The organism is Bradyrhizobium sp. USDA 4503 (genome assembly GCF_054055815.1).
The window spans coordinates 6862054-6881843 of record NZ_JBSRXS010000001.1 but is presented as its reverse complement, the minus strand read 5'-3'; the positions used below and the strand labels follow the sequence as shown (position 1 = coordinate 6881843).

At 65.2% G+C, this 19790-nt stretch carries 18 protein-coding genes and 1 other RNA gene; 8 read left to right on the top strand and 11 right to left on the bottom strand.

The genetic code is table 11. The annotated features are described in order from the left end of the window. Positions 1 to 51: 51 nt before the first annotated feature. The 6 genes from ACVMIH_RS32775 to ACVMIH_RS32750 all read right to left on the bottom strand — a co-directional run bounded on the left by ACVMIH_RS32775 (position 52) and on the right by ACVMIH_RS32750 (position 5350). Positions 52 to 669, bottom strand: coding sequence for a hypothetical protein (locus tag ACVMIH_RS32775; protein WP_076825032.1), 618 nt, complete (start codon positions 667 to 669; stop codon positions 52 to 54). A gap of 189 nt (positions 670 to 858) precedes the next feature. Further along, positions 859 to 1776: a metallophosphoesterase gene (locus ACVMIH_RS32770; RefSeq protein ID WP_456864653.1), complete on the bottom strand. Its 918-nt coding sequence runs from the start codon at positions 1774 to 1776 to the stop codon at positions 859 to 861. Positions 1777 to 2014: 238 nt separating this feature from the next. Then, positions 2015 to 3064 (bottom strand): Holliday junction branch migration DNA helicase RuvB, encoded by a 1050-nt coding sequence (gene ruvB, locus ACVMIH_RS32765; protein WP_253604533.1) that lies wholly within the window; start codon positions 3062 to 3064, stop codon positions 2015 to 2017. Between the two features lie 181 nt (positions 3065 to 3245). Further along, positions 3246 to 3863, bottom strand: a complete 618-nt coding sequence (ruvA, locus tag ACVMIH_RS32760) for a Holliday junction branch migration protein RuvA (RefSeq protein WP_057016205.1) — start codon at positions 3861 to 3863, stop codon at positions 3246 to 3248. After that, positions 3860 to 4387 carry a crossover junction endodeoxyribonuclease RuvC gene (gene ruvC, locus ACVMIH_RS32755; RefSeq protein ID WP_028343970.1) on the bottom strand — a complete coding sequence of 176 codons (528 nt, stop codon included), beginning with the start codon at positions 4385 to 4387 and terminating at the stop codon, positions 3860 to 3862. Before ruvC ends, ruvA begins: the two co-directional genes overlap by 4 nt. A 216-nt stretch (positions 4388 to 4603) precedes the next feature. Beyond that, positions 4604 to 5350 (bottom strand): YebC/PmpR family DNA-binding transcriptional regulator, encoded by a 747-nt coding sequence (locus tag ACVMIH_RS32750; RefSeq protein ID WP_028332817.1) that lies wholly within the window; start codon positions 5348 to 5350, stop codon positions 4604 to 4606. A gap of 213 nt (positions 5351 to 5563) precedes the next feature. On the opposite strand from ACVMIH_RS32750, the gene ACVMIH_RS32745 reads away from it, so the two are divergent. Then, positions 5564 to 7342: a methyl-accepting chemotaxis protein gene (locus ACVMIH_RS32745; protein WP_456864651.1), complete on the top strand. Its 1779-nt coding sequence runs from the start codon at positions 5564 to 5566 to the stop codon at positions 7340 to 7342. Positions 7343 to 7469: 127 nt separating this feature from the next. Beyond that, entirely contained in the window at positions 7470 to 8894 is a 1425-nt protein-coding gene (locus tag ACVMIH_RS32740; protein ID WP_456864649.1) for a methyl-accepting chemotaxis protein, read from the top strand. A 94-nt stretch (positions 8895 to 8988) separates the two neighbouring features. Here the strand turns inward: ACVMIH_RS32740 and ACVMIH_RS32735 are convergent, their stop codons facing one another. From ACVMIH_RS32735 to ACVMIH_RS32715, 5 genes are all read right to left on the bottom strand, one after another. Further along, positions 8989 to 9816, bottom strand: a complete 828-nt coding sequence (locus ACVMIH_RS32735; RefSeq protein ID WP_253624978.1) for a TIGR00282 family metallophosphoesterase — start codon at positions 9814 to 9816, stop codon at positions 8989 to 8991. 2 nt (positions 9817 to 9818) lie between these two features. After that, positions 9819 to 10397 (bottom strand): 5-formyltetrahydrofolate cyclo-ligase, encoded by a 579-nt coding sequence (locus tag ACVMIH_RS32730; RefSeq protein WP_456864647.1) that lies wholly within the window; start codon positions 10395 to 10397, stop codon positions 9819 to 9821. A 171-nt stretch (positions 10398 to 10568) separates the two neighbouring features. After that, a non-coding RNA gene (gene ssrS, locus ACVMIH_RS32725) (6S RNA) lies at positions 10569 to 10729 on the bottom strand. A gap of 266 nt (positions 10730 to 10995) precedes the next feature. Continuing rightward, the gene (locus tag ACVMIH_RS32720; protein ID WP_028332812.1) at positions 10996 to 11379 is read right to left on the bottom strand and encodes a cell division protein ZapA; all 384 of its coding nucleotides are present in this window, start codon (positions 11377 to 11379) and stop codon (positions 10996 to 10998) included. Continuing rightward, complete coding sequence (locus tag ACVMIH_RS32715; RefSeq protein WP_018269681.1) at positions 11376 to 11696, bottom strand: DUF4164 domain-containing protein; 321 nt, start codon at positions 11694 to 11696, stop codon at positions 11376 to 11378. The genes ACVMIH_RS32720 and ACVMIH_RS32715 overlap by 4 nt, the downstream gene beginning before the upstream one ends. Positions 11697 to 12030: 334 nt before the next feature. On the opposite strand from ACVMIH_RS32715, the gene tkt reads away from it, so the two are divergent. From tkt to ACVMIH_RS32685, 6 genes are all read left to right on the top strand, one after another. Next, entirely contained in the window at positions 12031 to 14013 is a 1983-nt protein-coding gene (gene tkt, locus ACVMIH_RS32710; protein WP_076825019.1) for a transketolase, read from the top strand. A gap of 160 nt (positions 14014 to 14173) precedes the next feature. Beyond that, positions 14174 to 15181: a type I glyceraldehyde-3-phosphate dehydrogenase gene (gene gap, locus ACVMIH_RS32705; protein WP_016842563.1), complete on the top strand. Its 1008-nt coding sequence runs from the start codon at positions 14174 to 14176 to the stop codon at positions 15179 to 15181. A 179-nt stretch (positions 15182 to 15360) separates the two neighbouring features. Beyond that, the gene (locus ACVMIH_RS32700; RefSeq protein ID WP_141341967.1) at positions 15361 to 16557 is read left to right on the top strand and encodes a phosphoglycerate kinase; all 1197 of its coding nucleotides are present in this window, start codon (positions 15361 to 15363) and stop codon (positions 16555 to 16557) included. 131 nt (positions 16558 to 16688) lie between these two features. Then, positions 16689 to 17756 carry a class II fructose-bisphosphate aldolase gene (fba, locus tag ACVMIH_RS32695; protein WP_057016199.1) on the top strand — a complete coding sequence of 356 codons (1068 nt, stop codon included), beginning with the start codon at positions 16689 to 16691 and terminating at the stop codon, positions 17754 to 17756. 318 nt (positions 17757 to 18074) lie between these two features. Further along, the gene (locus ACVMIH_RS32690; protein WP_456864645.1) at positions 18075 to 19100 is read left to right on the top strand and encodes a class I fructose-bisphosphate aldolase; all 1026 of its coding nucleotides are present in this window, start codon (positions 18075 to 18077) and stop codon (positions 19098 to 19100) included. Then, positions 19101 to 19790: a thiamine phosphate synthase gene (locus ACVMIH_RS32685; RefSeq protein ID WP_456864643.1), complete on the top strand. Its 690-nt coding sequence runs from the start codon at positions 19101 to 19103 to the stop codon at positions 19788 to 19790.

Below are 19790 nucleotides of genomic sequence, written 5' to 3'. Positions count from 1 at the left end.
CGGCCGACGCAAGCACGGTCGGGAAATCTTGGGATCGGCTGGCGATCTGGATCAGGCGACCTTCTGGAATACCTTGTTTCTGACGACCTCTTGGTACCGATGATCTGTTCTGACCAGGTCGTCAACGATCATCTTGACTTGAAAAGCGTCGATCTGCTCATCGGTATATTGATCGCCGATTGCCGGAATTTTCGTCGGATCGAGTGACGATCCCCTCAGACGCCATTCATAGTCGTCGAAATCCATGTAACCGCCAACCTTGAGCAGTTTGTCGCACAAGAAGTAGTTCAAAGCGTCGACTGCGACCGTGTGCGCGCCGTCGAGAAAGCAATAATCATAGATCGGAGCGCCCTCATACTGCCTGATCAGCTTCATGAGAGACCAGTTGTAGGAATCGTTGAACTTCTGGGTGTTGCCGAAATATGAGATCTTGTTGGGGTAGGCGCTGAGCTTTGTCTCCGCGCGCTGGACCGCATCGTTGAAATCGAAAAGATGCAGCTCACACTCGGGAAACAGCTGGCAGACGTTTCTTGCGGTATCCGCCATGTAGATTCCAAATTCGGCGTAACGGAACGGCTGCTCCCGGCCGAAAACGGTTTTCATGAACTCGTAGGTGCCTGTCGTCCCCTGAACGCCGACGACGAGCTTCTTGGGATACCAATCCTGCATTTTGCGCAATCCCTCCCGCTACCTTAGGGTGAAGGGTACCGCCCACAGAAATATGCGGCAACTTACCATCCTTCATCGCGGCCATGTCGAAAGGCGCCACTCCGGAACCGGAACGCATACAGCAGTTACTTTCGACGGAACCGCCGTCGGCCCGCATCCGATGCGCAGCTCTCGCCCACGCAAGCGCGCTCAGGACACCACCGGCCCCTTTGCGCCGAGCGTGACCTGCACGATCTCGGGCGGCACGCCGAGGCGGAACGGCATGATGCTGCAGCCGAGGCCGCCGGAGACGACGACGTCGCATTTCAGCTTGATATGGCCATAGGCGAGCCGCATGCCGTGCTTCACCGGCACCGCCGGCGACCAGCCGAGCAACCGGACCTGCCCACCATGGGTGTGGCCGGACAGCTGCAACGCGACGCGCGAGGGCACCCGGAGCGCGACGTCGGGCTCATGCGCGAGCAGGATCACCGGCGCGTCGTCCGTGACCTTGGCAAGCGTCGCGTTGAGATCGTCGACGCCGATGCGCGAGACCTGGCGATAGGGCCGCGCCGCCATGAAGGCGAGCTGGTCGCCGAGACCGGCGAGCCAGAACGGACGACCGTCCTTGGCGAGCCGCACCGCGTCGTTCTCGTAGACCGGAATCCCCGCCCCCTCCAGCGCGCGGCGCGCGAGCGGGATGCCGCGCCCCAGGCGCTGTACCGCCTTGTCTTCCCAGTAGTCGTGGTTGCCGAGCACGGCGTGTACGCCGAGCGGCGCCTTCAGGCCCTTCAGCACCGCGGCCCAGTCGGAGGCCGGAATGAAGCGGGTGACGTGGCGCAGCCCGGCGACATAGTCGCCGAGCAGCACGATGATGTCGGGGTTCAGACCGTTCGTCCGCTCGACGATCTCAGCGATGCGATCGAGCGACATCCAGGGATCGCAGGCGTGGATGTCGGCGAGCGCGGCGATCTTGAGCGGAAAATCCGCCGGCCATTGCCGCGGTGACAGATCGTAGCGCGTGAGCGCGAGGCGGACGACCGGCTCGCTCAAGCCATAGGCCGCGGTCGAAGCGGTGGCGGCGGTCAATCCGCCGAACCCGCGCAGAAAATGACGACGTGAAATCATGGACGTGTGATCGGTGATGCCTGGCGCTTGTCGAAAACACTCTGGGCTATCATAGGCCCTTTGATTGGAGCGAAATTGGGCCGTGCTTGTGCAGACGGCCTGCAGAGATGCCGCAATGGTTAGCAGGCAAGGTTACCGGCGGCGCGACGCGCCGCATCAACACGTCTCTTCACGTCTTCGAGAGCGGAGGGCTTTTGTTCGAGCATGAAAACCGCTTCGCCCTCTTCCGGATCATGCGTCAATCCTCGTCGCCATTGCCGCCGAACAGGCCGAACTGCGAGGGGTCGCGGTTCGGCTCGGCGAGGCCGAGATGGCGGAAGGCATGCGAGGTCAGGAGCCGGCCACGCGGAGTACGCTGCAGATAGCCGCACTGGATCAGATAGGGCTCGATGATGTCCTCGATCGCATCGCGCGGCTCCGACAGCGCCGCCGCCATGGTCTCGACGCCGACCGGCCCGCCGCCATAGTTCAACGCGATGGTGGTGAGATAGCGCCGGTCCATCGCGTCTAACCCGACGCTGTCCACCTCGAGCGCGCTCAACGCCCGGTCAGCGATGCCGCGGTCGACGGAATCGGCATCGGCGGCGGAGGCAAAGTCGCGCACCCGGCGCAGCAGGCGGCCGGCGATGCGCGGCGTGCCGCGGGCGCGGCGCGCGATCTCATTTGCGCCATCAGGACTCATGCCGATATTGAGCACGCGGGCACCGCGGGTGACGATCTTCTCGAGCTCTTCCTCGGTGTAGAAATTGAGCCGGATCGGAATGCCGAAGCGGTCGCGCAACGGATTGGTGAGCAGGCCTGCGCGCGTCGTCGCGCCGACCAGCGTGAACTTCGACAATTCGATCTTGACCGAGCGCGCCGCCGGACCCTCGCCGATGATCAGGTCGAGCTGGAAATCCTCCATCGCGGGATAGAGCACTTCCTCGACCGCCGGGCTGAGGCGATGGATCTCGTCGATGAACAGCACGTCGCGTTCTTCGAGATTGGTCAGCAGCGCCGCGAGATCGCCGGCCTTCGCAATGACAGGGCCGGAGGTGGCACGAAAGCCGACGCCGAGCTCACGCGCGACGATCTGCGCCAGCGTGGTCTTGCCGAGGCCGGGGGGACCGACGAACAGCACGTGATCGAGCGCCTCGCCGCGTTTCTTCGCAGCCTCGATGAAGATCGAGAGATTCTTGCGCGCCTGGGCCTGACCGACGAACTCCGTCAGCGACTGCGGCCGCAGCGCGGTGTCACCGACATCGTCGGAGCGGCGTTCAGGCGAGACCATGCGCGAGGGCGTATTCATGATGCGAGACTAACACGAGATTGTTCTCCCTCTCCCCGCTCTTGCGGGGTGAGGGGCTGCTTCCGCGAGCGCAATGTGTGTCGAGACCTGTACCCCCTCACCCGGATCGCATCTGCGATGCGATCCGACCTCTCCCCGCAAGCGGGGCGAGGTGAAGAACAGAGGCGCTCCAATCCACTGATCACTTCGACAGTTCCTTCAACCCCAGCCGGATCAGCTGCGCGGTCTCGGCCTTCTCACCGGCGCTGCGCGAGGCGGCGGCGATGGCGGCGGCGGCCTGCGGCTGGCCGTAGCCGAGATTGACCAGCGCCGAGATCGCGTCGGTGACAGGACGCGGCGCGCGGTTGTTGTCGATCGCGCCTGACAGTTGCACCACCGCGGGATCGACATCGGCAAAGCCTGGCGCCTTGTCCTTCAATTCGCTGACGATGCGCTCGGCGACCTTCGGCCCGACTCCCGGCGTCCGCGCCACCGCCGCCTTGTCGCGCAGCGCGATGGCGTTGGCGAGATCGGTCGGCGGCAGCGTGCCGAGCACCGCGAGCGCGACCTTGGCGCCGACCCCCTGCACGGTCTGCAGCAGGCGAAACCATTCGCGCTCGTGATCGGTGCGAAAGCCGAACAGTTTGATCTGATCCTCGCGGACATAGGTCTCGATCGAGAGCACGGCGGCGCCGCCTGGCGACGGCAACGCCTGCAACGTGCGGCCCGCGCAGTGCACCTGATAGCCGACGCCGCCGACGTCGAGGATCACGTAATCCTCGCCATAGGAATCGATCAGGCCCTTCAGCTTGCCGATCATAGGCTCGCCACCCTGAGCCGCAGCGCGGTGCTCTGGCGGTGATGGGCGTGGGTGATCGCGACCGCGAGCGCGTCCGCGGCGTCGGCGGACGGCGGCTCGGCTTTCGGCAGCAGGATCTTCAGCATCACCTGGATCTGGTTCTTCTCGGCATGTCCGGCGCCGACCACGGTCTTCTTGACCTGGTTCGGCGCGTATTCGGCGACCGAGATACCGAACATTGCGGGCGCCAGCATGGCGACGCCGCGCGCCTGGCCGAGCTTCAGGGTGGCAACGCCGTCCTTGTTGACGAAGGTCTGCTCGACCGCCGCCTCCGCAGGCTTGTAATCGCCGAGCACGGCGGCCAGCCCCTCATGGATTGCAAGCAGCCGGCTCGCCAGCGGCAGATCGTCCGGCGGCTCGACCGAACCGCAGGCGATATAGACGAGACGATTGCCTTCGGTCTCGATCACCCCCCAGCCGGTGCGGCGGAGACCCGGATCGATACCGATGATGCGGACGGGAGAGCGAATCGGCTGGGATGTCATGGGCTAGTGATACCGCCTGCGCCGGGAGAACGAAACACAAACGGAGCCTCATCCCCTGCCGCGGTCGTCGTACTCGACCCACTTGTCATCCCCGCCTAGTGCGCAATTGCGCACGGGAGCGGGGGATCCAGTACGCCGCGGCTTCTCGGATCAAATGCATGTCTCTGGAATGCTGGGTCGCCCGGTCCAGCCGGGCGACGACAGCAGTGCAAGCGACTAGCCGCCCATCTTCGCGATCAGCGCGTCGGACACCTCGAAATTGGCGAACACGTTCTGCACGTCGTCATGCTCGTTGAGCAGGTCCATCAGCTTCAGCAGCTTTTCGCCGGTCTCGTCGTCGACCGAAACGGTGTTCTGCGGCTTCCAGGTCAGCGCCGCCTTGCGCGGCTCGCCGAACTTCGCTTCCAGCGCTTTTGCGACTTCGCGGAAAGTGTCCTGCGAGGCGTAGACCTCGTGGCCGCCTTCGCTGGAGACCACGTCGTCGGCGCCGGCCTCGATCGCGGCGTCCAGCATGGCGTCGTCGGAGGCGACCTTGGCGTCGTATTCGATGATGCCGGTGCGGTCGAACATGAAGGCGACCGAGCCGGTTTCGCCGAGATTGCCGCCCGACTTGGTGAAGAAGGAGCGGATATCGGAAGCGGCGCGGTTGCGGTTGTCGGTCAGCGCCTCGACGATGACGGCGACGCCGCCGGGGCCATAGCCCTCGTAGCGGATCTCGTCATAGTTCTCGCCCTCATTGCCCGCGGCCTTCTTGATGGCACGGTCGATATTGTCCTTGGGCATGTTCTCGGCGCGGGCCGCGACCACGGCGGCGCGCAGCCGCGGATTCATCGCCGGGTCCGGGGTGCCGAGCTTGGCCGCCACGGTGATTTCGCGGGCCAGCTTGCCGAAAAGCTTCGACTTCTGGGCATCCTGCCGGCCCTTGCGGTGCATGATGTTCTTGAATTGGGAATGGCCGGCCATGCGACGTCTCTTCGGAGCTTAGGGTCTGAACAGGGATGGAAAACGCGGCCTTATAGGCCCCTCACGGTCAAAATCAAAGGATCGGCGGGGCCCTCCGGCAGAGGAATACTACCGCAAGCCGGAATATGAGGCACTTGTTAACCATGACTTCATGCCCGGGTGCGAGGATCGCCCCGTCCCGCCGCAACTTTCCACAGCCCCCAAAGAGCCCACATGGCGTTCGGTTTGTTTCGAAAGCAAGTGCCGGAGCCGGCTGCGCCGGCCGTCGCGCCGCAGGTTCCAACCGCGGCCGCAACCCTTGAGGTCTCAGCCGAGACTGATTCGGCCAAGGATTCATCCAAGGATTCCTCCAAGGAGATCCTGGAATTGCTGGAACTCGAGCTCGGCGCGATGATCCGCCAGCTCGAACGCGCCGCGAGCTCGGTCGCCGACGGCGCCGAGGCGACGGCAGCCAAGCTCGCCACGATCCGCACCCGCACCGACGCGCTGACCGGCCGCAGCAGCGATGCGCAGAGCACCGCGACGACGTTCTCGCAAGCCGCCGACCGCTTCACCCACTCCGCCGAGGGCATCGGGGCACAGGTGCGCAGCGCGAGCCAGCTCGCCGACGACGCCGCGGCCGCGGCGCGCGAGGCCACCGCCAATGTCGATCGCCTGCGCGAATCCTCGGCCGCGATCGGCAACGTCGTCAATCTGATCGCACAGATCGCGCGGCAGACCACGCTGCTCGCGCTGAACTCGACGATCGAGGCGGCGCGCGCCGGTGCCGCCGGCAAGGGCTTTGCGGTGGTCGCAACCGAGGTCAAGGCGCTGGCGGTGCAGACCCAGAGCGCGACCGAGGAGATCACCCGCAAGATCGAGGCGTTGCAGAAGGACGCCACCGGATCGGCCGACGCGGTGCATCGCATCTCCCAGGCGATCGAAAAGATCCGCCCGGTGTTCGAGAACGTCAACGGCGCGGTTGCCGAGCAGAATGAAATCACCGGCGAGATGGGCCAGAACGCCGCCTCCGCCTCGCACTTCATCGTCTCGGTCGGCACCAGCGCCGGCGAGATCGACAGTGCAACGCGCGAAGCCGCCGCGCATGGCGACAATGTCGCCAGGGCCGGCAAGGCGGTGACTGCATTCGCGCAGAAGCTGAAAGCGCGCTGCGCGGTGCTGCTGCGCCAGGACGAGCGCGGCGATCCGCGCAAGAACGAGCGCCTGCCCTGCAGCCTAAAGATCGAGATCACGACCGCGCGCGGCATCGTCACCGCACCGGTCTACGAAATCGCGATGGACGGCATTCTGATCGGCGGACCCGATGCCGGGAAGCTGCCGGTGCAGGAGACCCTGAACGCGACATTGCAGGAGATCGGCGCCTGCCGGATCCGGGTCGGCGAGCGCTCCAAGGCAGGCAGCCAGGCCCGCTTCGAGGCGGCAACGGCCGAGCTGCGCGAAAAAATCGAAGACCGGATGTGGGCGATCCACGAGGAGAACGCCGAGCTCGTCACCCGCGCGATCGAAGCCGGCAGCACGCTGAGCAAGATGTTCGAGAACGGGCTGGCGAGCGGCGCGATTACAATCGCCGACATGTTCGACACCGACTATGTCGAGATCGCAGGCACCAACCCGGTGCAGTACCGCACCAAAATGCTGGACTGGGCGGAGCGCACCCTGCCGGCGTTCCAGGACGCATTCCTCGCCAGGGACAAGCGAATGGCATTCTGCGTGATGATCGACCAGAACGGCTATCTGCCGGTCCACAACAAGCTCTACTCGCAGCCGCAGCGGCCGGGCGACGTGGCATACAACACCGCCAACAGCCGCAACCGCCGCATCTTCAACGACGCCGCGGGCCTCGCCGCCGGCCGCAACCAGCGCGCCTATCTGATCCAGACCTATGCGCGCGACATGGGAGGCGGCAACACGGTGATGATGCGCGAGATCGACGTACCGATCCGCGTGCGCGGCCGGCACTGGGGCGGGTTCCGCACCGCCTACAAGCTTTGAACGCTTCGTAGCGACAAAAGGCCCGAGTGCGCGCTCAGGCAAGACCGGCAGCGCGAATCACGCTTTAGGGTTGGAATGGGGAATGCTGCGGCGGCCGACAGGCCGCTGTAACGGAGGAAGCGTCGACATGTCGGCCGCGCAGCTTGCAGTTCTGGATACGTCATCGGACCGAACGCTGGCCGAGCGGCTGGTGGACCAGCTCGCCGACCGCATCGGCGGCCTGGGGGTGGAACTCGCCGACATCGCCGGCAACGTCCAGGAGGTCGCGAACCGCGTCAGCAGCCAATCCGAGCGCTTCCATCATTTGCAGACGACGGCCGAGACGATGGTCGCCGCCAATCACGACATCGCCAACGCATCGCAGGCGGTGCAAACGACCGCATCCGCCGCGGTCGGCCAGATCGCGGAGTCCCGCCATGTGGTCGAGACGGCGGTCAACCATATTGCAGAGCTCGTCGCGGCGGTCGGACGGATCGAGGCGCGGCTCGCCGCCGTCGGCTCCGCGCTGAGCCAGGTCGCCAAGGTTTCCGGTTCGATCGAGGCGATCGCCAAGCAGACCAATCTGCTGGCGCTCAACGCCACCATCGAGGCGGCGCGCGCCGGCAATGCGGGCCGCGGCTTTGCCGTGGTCGCGAGCGAGGTCAAGAACCTTGCGGAAGCAACCCGCCAGGCGACGCATCAGATTTCCGACACCGTGCGCGATCTCGACGGCCAGATCGGCAGCCTGATCGGCGAGAGCAGCGATGCCTCGTTGCGCGCCAAGAGCGCCGGCGAAGGCGCCCAGCAGATTTCGGGCATCATCATGCGCGTGCAGGAAGGCTTCTCATCCGTCGGCGCCGAGATCGGCAGCGTGGCGCGCGCCGCGACCTCCAATCTCGGCCATTGCGACAGCGTGATCGCGGAGCTGAACGAGCTGGCGAAGGGCGTCGATCTCTCCTCGCGCGACCTCAAGCACGCCGACAGCCGCGTCGCGAAACTGCTCGAGCTCTCCGAGAGCCTGATCGTGACCATCGCCGACAGCGGCGTGGAGACCAGCGACACGCCGCTGATCCGCGTCGTGATCGACACCGCAAGGCAGATCTCGGAGCTGTTCGAGAATGCCGTGGCGCGCGGCGAGGTCACGCTCGCGCAATTGATGGACGAGAATTATCGCGAGATCGCCGGCACCAATCCGAAGCAGTACCTGACCGACTACGTCGCCTTCACCGACCGCGTGCTGCCCGCGATCCAGGATCCGATCCAGAAGAGCGATCCGCGCATCGTGTTCTGCGTCGCCTGGGCGCGCAGCGGCTATCTGCCGACCCACAATCCGAACTACCGGCAGCCACAGGGGCCGGACCCGGTCTGGAACAACGCCAATTGCCGCAACCGCCGCCTGTTCAACGACCGCGCGGTGAGCAAGGTCGCAGCCAACAAAAAACCGTTCCTGCTGCAGACCTATCGCCGCGACATGGGCGGCGGCAATTTCGTGCTGATGAAGGACCTGTCATCGCCGATCGTCGTGAACGGCCGCCACTGGGGCGCATTCCGGATGGGTTTTCGGCAGTCGTAGTTCGTAGCCCGGATGCAGCGAAGCGCAATCCGGATCAATGCGACCGCGGAGAGATTCCCGGATTTCGTTTCGCTGCATCCGGGCTACGGCAACCTCACTTCACCCAAAACCCCGGCACCGCAGGCTCGAGCCGCCCGCCGGCGCGCACCGGCGCGACCTTCACCGCGAGCCCGGTCGCATCGTCGGTCTCGACCGCGATGCCGCTCAGTGTTGCCACGCCGCCCGCCGGCTCGAAACGGCCGGAGGGAATGCCGGTGAGGAAGCGCTGCAGCGGCTCCTCCTTCTGCATGCCGATCACCGAGTCATAGTCGCCGGTCATGCCGGCATCGCTCATATAGGCGGTGCCGCCCGGCAGCACCTGATGATCGGCGGTCGGCACGTGGGTATGGGTACCGACCACGAGGCTGACGCGGCCGTCGCAGAAGAAGCCGACGCCCTGCTTCTCGCTGGTCGCCTCGGCATGGAAATCGAGCACGATGGCATCACAGCCCTCGCGCAGCGGGCAGGCCTCGAGCTCGCGCTCGATGGCGCTGAACGGATCGTTCGAGGACGGCTCCATGAAGACGCGGCCGATCGCGTTGAGGACCAGCGCGCGCTTGCCGCTCTTGGTATCGACCAGCGTGGCGCCGCGGCCGGGCGAATGGCGCGGAAAATTCAGCGGGCGGATCAGGCGCGGCGCGCGCTCGATGAAGACCAGCGCCTCCTTCTGATTCCAGGCGTGGTTGCCGAGCGTGATCGCATCGGCGCCGGCGTCGAGCAGCTCCTGATAGATCGCCTCGGTGATGCCGAAGCCGCCGGCGGAATTCTCGCCATTGACGACCACGAGATCGAGCGACCAGTCCCTGATCATGCCGGGAAGGTGGTCGGCGATGGCGGTGCGGCCGGTCCTGCCGACGACGTCACCAACGAAGAGAATTCGCAAGGCTAGCTACTCCGGAAATCGAACGTCTTGCGCTCCGTTAGCACAAAATCAAGCGGGACGTCGTGCGACAGCGCCGGAATCGCCTTGGTTTCCTGTGCAGCAAAGGCAAGTCCGACCCCGATTACATGCTTGGCCTTGCGCAGATGCGCGAAGGTATAGTCGTAATAACCGGCGCCGTAGCCGATGCGGTGACCGAGCTTGTCGAATGCCGCGAGCGGCACCAGCATCACGTCCGGATGCACCTCGGCGGCGGCCGGCGACGGCTCGGGAATGCCGAGCGGCCCAAGCATCAGCCGGTCCTGCGGCGACCAGCTGCGGAAGGTCAGCGACTGGCCGCGCGCATTGATGCAGGGCAGCGCGAGCCGCGCGCCCTTGTCGGCAAGCTTCTTCATCAACGGCGCCGGATCGAGCTCGCTGCGGATCGGCGCATAGCCCGAGACGATCATGCCCAGCGCGATCTCGAACGGCGCGCCGCGCTTGGCGAGCACTTCGGCAGCCGTCGCGCGCTGCTCGTCGCTCAGCGCATCGCGCTTGGCGAGAGCAAGTGCCCGGAGCTCGGCCTTCGATGGAGATGCGTGCATGATCCATCTTCCGCTGTCGTCGTCCGCGACAACGGACGATCCATCATTCCAGAGACGCTAGCTTTCGTTAAGGCCAGGCCGCGGCGCGCTGGACGCCCCGTCTCGCGGGGCACAACACTGCTAGACAATTCAACCGCCGCAGCGCGACGACAAGGCAACAGCAAAAATCAGTGCGAAGCCGCAGAGGCCGTTGGAGCGCTCGATCCCGGAGTTCCCTACGAAAGTAGGTGGGCACCATATGTCCGGGTCCACGGACCCGGCCAGGGACAGTTCCCTAAAGGATCGATAAGGCCCCGGGGATATATGGCTCCTGACGCACGACGCAGCTTCGCGGAGGCTAATCTAGCCATCGTTGCCCCAATCCGCCAGCGGTAAGGAAGACGCAGCCGAGACTCATGCACTTCTCTCCACCCTCCCCTGGAGGGGGAGGGTCGGTACGCATGAAGCGTAGCGGAATGCGAACCGGGGTGGGGCGATCTCTCAACGCGGGCACTACACGTGTGGAAAGACCGTCACCCCACCTCGCCGCTCATTTCATGAGCGTCGATCCTCCCCCTCCAGGGGAGGATACGATTCACCCGATGCCGGAAAATATAGATCACCCGATCGCGATGCCGCCGCCGATGGTGCGGTTGAGCACCTGCGTGGTGCGCTCGATCCGCTCCGCGGCGGCGTTGAGCGCGTTGGAGACCGCGGTCTGGGTCGCGCGGGCGCGGTCGATGGCGGCAACGCGCGCGTTACGCAGCTGCTCGACCTCTTCCTCGAGGCTGCGGATGCGTGCGCTGGCGTCAACCAGTTCGTCGCAGGCGGTGAGCGCCGCCATCACCGTCAGCCGCGCATCGCCGATTTCGCCGAACTTGCCGCGCAGCGATTCCACGCGCTGCTGGAGATTTTCCGCGAGCTTCAGGAGCCGCACCTCCTGGCCCTCCTCGCAGGCCATCCGGTATTGCCGGCCATTGATGGTGACGTTGATGTGGCTCATCTGCTGTCTCCGCCGTCGAGCACGGCGCGAATGCTGCCGATTGCCGCGTCGAGTTTTTCCGCGATCTCGCGATTGGCGCGCTCGAGCTTGCGCGTCTTCACCAGCGATCCGTCGAGTTCGTCGGCAAGCCTGGAGCGATCGGCGCCGAGCGCCTGGATGCGGCTCGCCAATTCGTTCTCGTCGCGGTCGGCCTCGCGGCGCCGCTCCACCGAGCTCTCCAGCGCATCAAGCGCAGCCATCAGCCGCTTTGTCGCAGCATCGATATCGGCAAGCGGTGCCTCGGTATTGCCAGACCCGTTGGCGAGACGATCACTCATGACACGCGGCGTGGACCTTTCAAGTCGGTTGGCTTGGTAGCCTGCGGAAGACAGGCCTGCCGCACGGCAAAACAGGCGGTTCGGCAAGCGTTTACGGGACGAAATTTACGTGGCAAGCGAGCCCAGCGCAACGGCGGCGCAGAACTATGCACCGTTGAATGAAATAGGGCGATTTCGGGCAACTTTTCCCCGTTTTGAGGCGTTCCATCGCCTTGGACTTGCGGAATTGAGGTGCTAATCCAGCCCCCAACCCGTAAGGCCATCCACGCGCGTATCGCGGCTGCCCGCCCGATGCGTCCAGCATCAGCTCCTCATTTTAGGCGGACTTTTCATCATGACGCAGGTCGATCACACCCGTATGGCCAATGCGATCCGTGGCCTTGCCATGGACGCCGTCGAAAAGGCGAATTCCGGCCATCCCGGCCTGCCGATGGGCGCCGCCGACATCGCGACCGTCCTGTTCACGAAATTCCTGAAATTCGATGCGGCCGACACGGCGTGGCCCGATCGCGACCGCTTCGTGCTCTCGGCCGGCCATGGCTCGATGCTGCTCTATTCGTTGCTGTACCTCACCGGCAACAAGGACATGACGCTCGACCAGCTCAAGCATTTCCGCCAGCTCGGATCGCTGACACCGGGACACCCCGAGAACTTCCACACCAAGGGCATCGAGACCACCACCGGTCCGCTCGGCCAGGGCATCGCGACCGCGGTCGGCATGGCGCTCGCCGAGAAGATGCTGGCCGCCGAGTTCGGCAAGAAGATCGTCAACCACCACACCTATGTGCTTGCCTCCGACGGCGACCTGATGGAGGGCATCTCGCAGGAAGCGATCGCGCTCGCCGGTGTCTGGCGGCTCAACAAGATGATCGTGCTGTACGACGACAACGGCATCTCGATCGACGGCCCGACCTCGATCTCCGATTCCGTCGATCAGGTGAAGCGCTTCAAGTCCGCAGGCTGGGCCGCCGAATTGATCGACGGCCACGATCCGCAGGCGATTGCCGCTGCAATCACCCGCGCGCAGAAATCCAACAAGCCCTCGATGATCGCCTGCAAGACCACGATCGGGTACGGCGCGCCGCACAAGGCCGGCACCGCCAAGGCGCATGGCGAAGCGCTCGGCGCCGACGAGCTCAAGGCGGCCAAGGAGAAGCTCGGCATCTCGCTCGAGCCGTTCTCGGTGCCCGACGATGTGCTGAAGGCCTGGCGCGAGGCAGGCGCCCGCGGCGCCGCCGAGCACAAGGCTTGGGACGAGCAGTTCGCGCAGCTCGGCAGCCGCAAGCGCGCCGAGTTCGAACGCCGCATTCGCCACGAGCGGCCGCAGTCGCTCGCCAAGGGGCTGCGCGCCTTCAAGAAGGGACTCCTGGAAAATCCGCTCAACGTCGCGACCCGCAAATCGTCGGAAGCCGCGATCGAGGTGATTGCGGCTGCGATGCCGATGGAATTCGTCGCCGGCTCCGCCGACCTCACCGGCTCCAACAACAACAAGGCGAAGTCGGCGACGGCGTTCGGCGCCAAGACGCCGAAGGGTCGCTTCATCCATTACGGCGTCCGCGAGCACGGCATGGCGGCGTGCCTCAACGGCATCTTCCTGCATGGCGGCTTCGCGCCGAACGGCGCCACCTTCCTGGTATTCACCGACTACGCGCGCGGCGCGATGCGGCTGTCGGCGCTGATGGGCACCGGCGTCGTCTATGTCATGACCCATGACTCGATCGGCCTCGGCGAGGACGGCCCGACGCACCAGCCGGTCGAGCATCTCTCCGCGCTCCGCGCGATGCCCAACATGCGCGTGTTCCGTCCCTGTGACGCGGTCGAGACCGCCGAGTGCTGGGAACTGGCGCTCAACCGCGTCGACGGACCGACGGTGCTGGCGCTGACTCGCCAGAACCTGCCGCAGCTCCGCACCACGGCGCCGAACGACAACCCGTGCAGCCACGGCGCCTATGAGCTGGTCGCGGCGCAGGGTGACGCAAAAGTGTCATTGTTCGCGTCGGGTTCCGAGGTCCAGATCGCGGTCGAGGCGCAGAAGCAGCTCGCCGGACGCGGCATCGCGACGCGGGTGGTCTCGGTCCCGTCGCTGGAATTGCTGCTGGCACAGCCCGCCGAACGGCAAAATGCCATTATCGGCAACGCCCCAGTCAAGATCGCGATCGAGGCCGCGGTGCGCTGGGGCTGGGATGCCGTGATCGGCCATGACGGCGAATTCATCGGCATGCACGGATTCGGCGCCAGCGCCCCGGCGAAGGACCTTTTCCCGCATTTCGGCATTACTGCTGAAGCCGTCGTTAACGCTGCCACGAAGCGCGTCTGACGCTGGCCTGACACCTGTCGGCCAAGGTTGAGCTTGTCGCAAAAAAGGATTACCTAAGCTCCATCTTTTCCGTACGCGCCCGGCCGAACCGGGCGTTCCGCCGTAAAAACCTCGTGGGAGCGCTCCCGCGGGGCTGACAACAGCATTAGAGGAGACGAGCATGGCAATCCGCGTCGCGATCAACGGGTTTGGGCGTATCGGCCGCAACATTCTGCGCGCCATCGCCGAGTCCGGCCGCAAGGACATCGAGGTGGTCGGCATCAACGACCTCGGCCCGGTCGAGACCAACGCACACCTGCTGCGCTTCGATTCCGTGCACGGCCGCTTCCCCGGCACCGTCACGGTCGACGGCGACACGATCAGCCTCGGCGACAACAAGATCAAGGTTTCGGCCGAGCGCGATCCCTCCAAGCTGCCGTGGAAGGCGCTCGGCGTCGACGTCGCGCTGGAATGCACCGGCATCTTCACCGCGAAGGACAAGGCCTCCGCGCACCTCACAGCCGGCGCCAAGCGCGTGCTGGTCTCGGCGCCCGCCGACGGTGCTGACGCCACCATCGTCTACGGCGTCAACCACGACACGCTGACCAAGGATCACCTGGTGATCTCGAACGGCTCCTGCACCACCAACTGCCTCGCGCCGGTCGCCAAGGTCCTGAACGACACCGTCGGCATCGAGACCGGCTTCATGACCACGATCCATGCCTATACCGGCGACCAGCCGACGCTCGACACCCTGCACAAGGATCTCTATCGCGGCCGCGCTGCGGCGATGTCGATGATCCCGACCTCGACCGGTGCCGCGAAGGCGATCGGCCTCGTGCTGCCCGAGCTGAAGGGCAAGCTCGACGGCGTCTCGGTCCGCGTTCCGACCCCGAACGTTTCCGTGATCGACCTCAAGATCGTCGCCAAGCGCGCAACCGACGTCAAGGAGATCAACGAGGCGATGAAGCGTGCGTCCGAGCAGCAGCTCAAGGGCATCCTCGGCTACACCAACGCGCCGAACGTCTCGATCGACTTCAACCACGATCCGCACTCGTCGACCTTCCACATGGACCAGACCAAGGTGCAGAACGGCAACTTCGTGCGCGTGATGTCCTGGTACGACAATGAGTGGGGCTTCTCGAACCGTATGGCGGACACCGCCGTCGCGATCGGCAAGCTGGTTTAAGTTCGACTGTTCGCGATGCCCGGCTCACCGCCGGGCATCTGCGTGTTTGCCGCTCCGTCATTCCGGGATGGTCCGCAGGACCAGACCCGGAATCTCGAGATTCCCCGATGCGCAATTGCGCATCTGAGGTTCGATGCTCCGCATCGCCCCGGAATGACCCCAGGAGTTCGACACCCCCCATGACAAAATCGTTCCGCACCCTCGACGACGTCAACGTGAAGGGCAAGCGCGTGCTGCTGCGCGTCGACCTCAACGTCCCCATGGAAAATGGCCGCGTCACCGACGCCACCCGGCTCGAGCGCGTGGCCCCCACCATCACCGAAATATCCGACAAGGGCGGCAAGGTGATCCTGCTGGCCCATTTCGGCCGCCCCAAGGGACGCGATCCCAAGGAATCGCTGAAGCCGGTCGCGGAAGCGCTGTCGAAAGTGATCAAGCGCCCGGTGGCCTTCGCCGAGGACTGCATCGGCGAGCCCGCGGCCGCCGCTGTCGGGGCTCTCAAGGACGGCGACATCCTCTGCCTGGAAAACACGCGTTTCCATAAGGAGGAAGAGAAGAACGACGCCGGCTTCGTTGCAGAGCTCGCCAAGCTCGGCGACATCTGGGTCAACGACGCCTTCTCCGCCGCGCATCGCGCCCACGCCTCGACCGAAGGCCTCGGCCACAAGCTGCCGGCCTATGCCGGCCGCACCATGCAGGCCGAGCTCGATGCGCTCGGCAAGGCGCTGGAAGCGCCGACCAAGCCGGTGATCGCGATCATCGGCGGCGCCAAGGTCTCGACCAAGATCGACCTCCTGGAAAATCTCGTGAGCAAGGTCGACGCGCTGGTGATCGGCGGCGGCATGGCCAACACCTTCCTGCACGCGCAGGGCGTCGCCGTCGGCAAGTCGCTCGCCGAAAAGGATCTTGCCCCGACCGCGCTGCGGATCATGGAGAAGGCCAACGCGGCCAACTGCGCCATCATCCTCCCCGTCGACGCTGTCGTCGCCAACCAGTTTGCCGCCAACGCGCCGTCCCATGCCTATGGCCTCGATGCGATCCCGGCCGACGGCATGATCCTCGACGTCGGTCCGCAATCGATCGCGCGCATCCATGCCGCGATTGACGACGCGGCGACGCTGGTCTGGAACGGCCCGCTCGGCGCCTTCGAGCTGACGCCGTTCGACCGCGGCACCGTGGTATCGGCCAAACATGCCGCCGAACGCACCAAGGCCAGGAAGCTGATCTCGGTCGCCGGCGGCGGCGACACCGTCGCGGCGCTGAACCAGGCGGGCGTGGGCGGCGATTTTTCCTACGTCTCGACCGCGGGCGGCGCGTTTCTTGAATGGATGGAAGGCAAGCCGCTGCCGGGCGTCGAAGTTCTGAAAAACCGTTGATCCAGAGCATGATCCGGAAAGGTGTGAAGCGGGTTTCCGAAGAGATCATGCTCAAACAAAGAGCAAAAGCGCGATGAAAATGAGCTCATCGCGCTTCACATCCACGAACTTGCACTACAGGGAGAAATGGAATGGCTCGCATAACGTTGCGGCAACTGCTCGACCACGCGGCCGAGCATGATTACGGCGTACCTGCCTTCAACATCAACAACATGGAACAGGCGCTGTCGATCATGGCGGCAGCCTCCGAGGTCGACGCGCCCGTCATCATCCAGGCTTCGCGCGGCGCGCGGTCCTACGCCAACGACGTCATGCTCAAGCACATGATGGACGCCGTCACCGAGATCTACCCGCAGATCCCGGTCTGCGTGCATCTCGACCACGGCAACGAGCCCGCCACCTGCATGACCGCGATCCAGGCCGGCTTCACCTCGGTCATGATGGACGGCTCGCTGAAGGCCGACGGCAAGACCCCCGGCGACTGGGACTACAATGTCGGCGTCACCAAGACCGTGACCGGCATGGCCCATCTCGGCGGCATCTCGGTGGAAGGCGAGCTCGGCGTGCTCGGCTCGCTCGAGACCGGCATGGGCGACAAGGAAGACGGCCATGGCGCCGAGGGCAAGCTGTCGCACGACCAGCTGCTGACCAACCCGGACGAGGCCGTGAAGTTCGTCAAGGAAACCAAGGTCGACGCGCTGGCGATCGCGATGGGCACCTCGCACGGCGCCTACAAGTTCACCCGCAAGCCCGACGGCAACATCCTCGCCATGAACGTGATCGAGGAAATCCATCGCAAGCTGCCGAACACGCATCTCGTCATGCACGGCTCCTCGTCGGTACCGCAGGAGCTGCAGGAGATCATCAACGCCAATGGCGGCAAGATGAAGCCGACCTGGGGCGTGCCGGTCGCCGAGATCCAGCGCGGCATCAAGAACGGTGTGCGCAAGATCAACATCGACACCGACAACCGGATGGCGATGACCGGCCAGATCCGCAAGGTGCTGAAGGACAATCCGGAAGAGTTCGATCCGCGTAAATACCTCAAGCCCGCAATGGAGGCGATGACCAAGCTGTGCAAGCAGCGCCTGCAGGAGTTCAACACCGCGGGCCAGGCCAGCAAGATCAAGAAGGTGCTGACCACGGCGGAAATGGCCAAGCGCTACGCCGCGGGCCAGCTCGACCCCAAGGTTGCCTGACGCGTATCTCTCCCTCTCCCCGCCCTTCGCGGGGAGAGGGTTGGGGTGAGGGGCTGCTTCCACGAGCGGCGAATGCGGTTAGACCTGTACCCCCTCACCCGGATTGCATCTAGCGATGCAACATAGCCGAAGCTCGACTTCGGCGTTCTTTGCCGACGGCCGCCGAAGGCGGCCTATGCCTCTCCCCGCAAGCGGGGCGAGGTGAACAGAACAAGCCAAATCTACGCGCGATCTCAGCCGCGACGAACGTTTTCTAGGCATTTGCCCGAGAACCGCCTATTTTGGTTTGCAAAGGCAATGGCTCTGGAGGACGCCCCGATGAACCTCTCCGACCTCAACAAAATCGCGCTTGCCATGGTCACCCCGGGCAAGGGCATTCTCGCCGCCGACGAATCCTCCGGCACCATCAAGAAGCGGTTCGACGCCATCAAGGTCGATTCGACGGAGGACAATCGCCGTGACTATCGCGAGATGCTGTTCCGCTCGCAGGAGGCGATGAGCAAGTACATCTCCGGCGTCATCCTTTACGACGAGACGATCTGGCAGAATGCCAAGGACGGCACGCCGCTGGTCAAGCTGATCGAGCAGGCCGGCGCGATCCCCGGCATCAAGGTCGACGAGGGCACGCAGGCGCTGCCGAACTGCCCAGGCGAACTCGTCACCGTCGGCCTCGACAAGCTCGCCGAGCGGCTGAAGAAATATTACGAGCGCGGTGCGCGCTTTGCGAAGTGGCGGGCGGTGATCGATATCGGACCGCGAATCCCGACCCAGACCGCGATCCGTGCCAACGCCCATGCGCTGGCGCGCTACGCCGCGCTGTGCCAGGCCGCGCAGATCGTCCCGATCGTCGAGCCGGAGGTGCTGATGGACGGCGATCATGACATCGACCGCTGCTACGAGGTGACGCAGCGCGTGCTGAACCGCACCTTCCAGGAATTGCGGGTGCAGCGCGTCGCGCTCGAAGGCATGATCCTGAAGCCGAACATGGCGATCTCGGGCAAGAAGTGCCCGAAGCAAGCGCCGGTGCAGGAAGTCGCCGAGAAGACCATCCGCCTGCTCAAGAGCTGCGTACCGGCCGCGGTGCCCGGCATCGCCTTCCTCTCCGGCGGCCAGAGCGACGAGGAAGCAACCGCCCATCTCGACGCCATGAACAAGATCGGCAATTTGCCCTGGCGGCTGACCTTCTCCTACGGCCGCGCGCTGCAGGCGGCGCCGCAGAAGGTGTGGTCCGGCAAGCCCGACAACGTCCCCGCGGGCCAGCGCGCCTTCTCGCATCGCGCCCGGATGAACGGGCTCGCGAGCACCGGCAATTGGGAAGCCGGCCTCGAGAAACAGGCGGCATAGTTGGCGACCAAGCCCGTTCCGCCGCGGCCGGCGCCGCGCCTCTATCTGGCAACGCCGGCGGTCGATGAGCCCGCTCAGCTTGCGGCCGAGCTCACCGAGCTGCTTGCCGCGGCCGATGTCGCGGCCGTGCTGGTGCGGCTGCGCGAGAGCGATCCGCGCAGCATGATCTCCACCATCAAGGCGCTGGCGCCTGCGATCCAGCACGCCGGCGCGGCGCTGCTGATCGACGGCCATCCCGATATCGTGGCCCGCGCCGGCGCCGACGGCGCGCATCTGACCGGCGTCGCCGCGATGGAAGAGGCGGTGCCGTCGCTGAAACCCGACCGCATTGTCGGCGTCGGCGGGCTCGCGACCCGCCACGATTCCATGGCCGCGGGCGAAGCTGGTGCCGACTATGTGCTGTTCGGCGAGCCCGACGCCAACGGACAGCGGCCCTCGCGCGAGGCCATCGCCGAGCGGCTGGAATGGTGGGACGAATTGTTCGAGCCGCCGTGCGTCGGCTTTGCAACCTCGCGCGAGGAAGCCGAGGCGTTTGCGGCGGCCGGTGCGGATTTCGTGCTGGTCGGAGACTCCATCTGGTCCGATCCGCGCAGCGCCAAGGCGGCGCTTGTCGAGATCGGAGAGGCGATTGCGCGGGCGCATGCCGGCACATTCGGCAAGGCCAAGGCCGACGGAAAGGCCGAGGGATGA

Coding starts and splice junctions, on each gene's coding strand:
- ACVMIH_RS32690 (WP_456864645.1), top strand. CDS start 18,075: ATGAACCTCTCCGACCTCAACAAAATCGCGCTTGCCATGGTCACCCCG.
- ACVMIH_RS32745 (WP_456864651.1), top strand. CDS start 5,564: ATGGCGTTCGGTTTGTTTCGAAAGCAAGTGCCGGAGCCGGCTGCGCCG.
- ruvC (WP_028343970.1), bottom strand. CDS start 4,387: ATGACATCCCAGCCGATTCGCTCTCCCGTCCGCATCATCGGTATCGAT.
- ACVMIH_RS32750 (WP_028332817.1), bottom strand. CDS start 5,350: ATGGCCGGCCATTCCCAATTCAAGAACATCATGCACCGCAAGGGCCGG.
- gap (WP_016842563.1), top strand. CDS start 14,174: ATGGCAATCCGCGTCGCGATCAACGGGTTTGGGCGTATCGGCCGCAAC.
- ruvB (WP_253604533.1), bottom strand. CDS start 3,064: ATGAATACGCCCTCGCGCATGGTCTCGCCTGAACGCCGCTCCGACGAT.
- fba (WP_057016199.1), top strand. CDS start 16,689: ATGGCTCGCATAACGTTGCGGCAACTGCTCGACCACGCGGCCGAGCAT.
- ACVMIH_RS32740 (WP_456864649.1), top strand. CDS start 7,470: ATGTCGGCCGCGCAGCTTGCAGTTCTGGATACGTCATCGGACCGAACG.
- ACVMIH_RS32730 (WP_456864647.1), bottom strand. CDS start 10,397: ATGCACGCATCTCCATCGAAGGCCGAGCTCCGGGCACTTGCTCTCGCC.
- ACVMIH_RS32775 (WP_076825032.1), bottom strand. CDS start 669: ATGCAGGATTGGTATCCCAAGAAGCTCGTCGTCGGCGTTCAGGGGACG.
- ACVMIH_RS32715 (WP_018269681.1), bottom strand. CDS start 11,696: ATGAGTGATCGTCTCGCCAACGGGTCTGGCAATACCGAGGCACCGCTT.
- ACVMIH_RS32770 (WP_456864653.1), bottom strand. CDS start 1,776: ATGATTTCACGTCGTCATTTTCTGCGCGGGTTCGGCGGATTGACCGCC.
- ACVMIH_RS32700 (WP_141341967.1), top strand. CDS start 15,361: ATGACAAAATCGTTCCGCACCCTCGACGACGTCAACGTGAAGGGCAAG.
- ACVMIH_RS32720 (WP_028332812.1), bottom strand. CDS start 11,379: ATGAGCCACATCAACGTCACCATCAATGGCCGGCAATACCGGATGGCC.
- tkt (WP_076825019.1), top strand. CDS start 12,031: ATGACGCAGGTCGATCACACCCGTATGGCCAATGCGATCCGTGGCCTT.
- ruvA (WP_057016205.1), bottom strand. CDS start 3,863: ATGATCGGCAAGCTGAAGGGCCTGATCGATTCCTATGGCGAGGATTAC.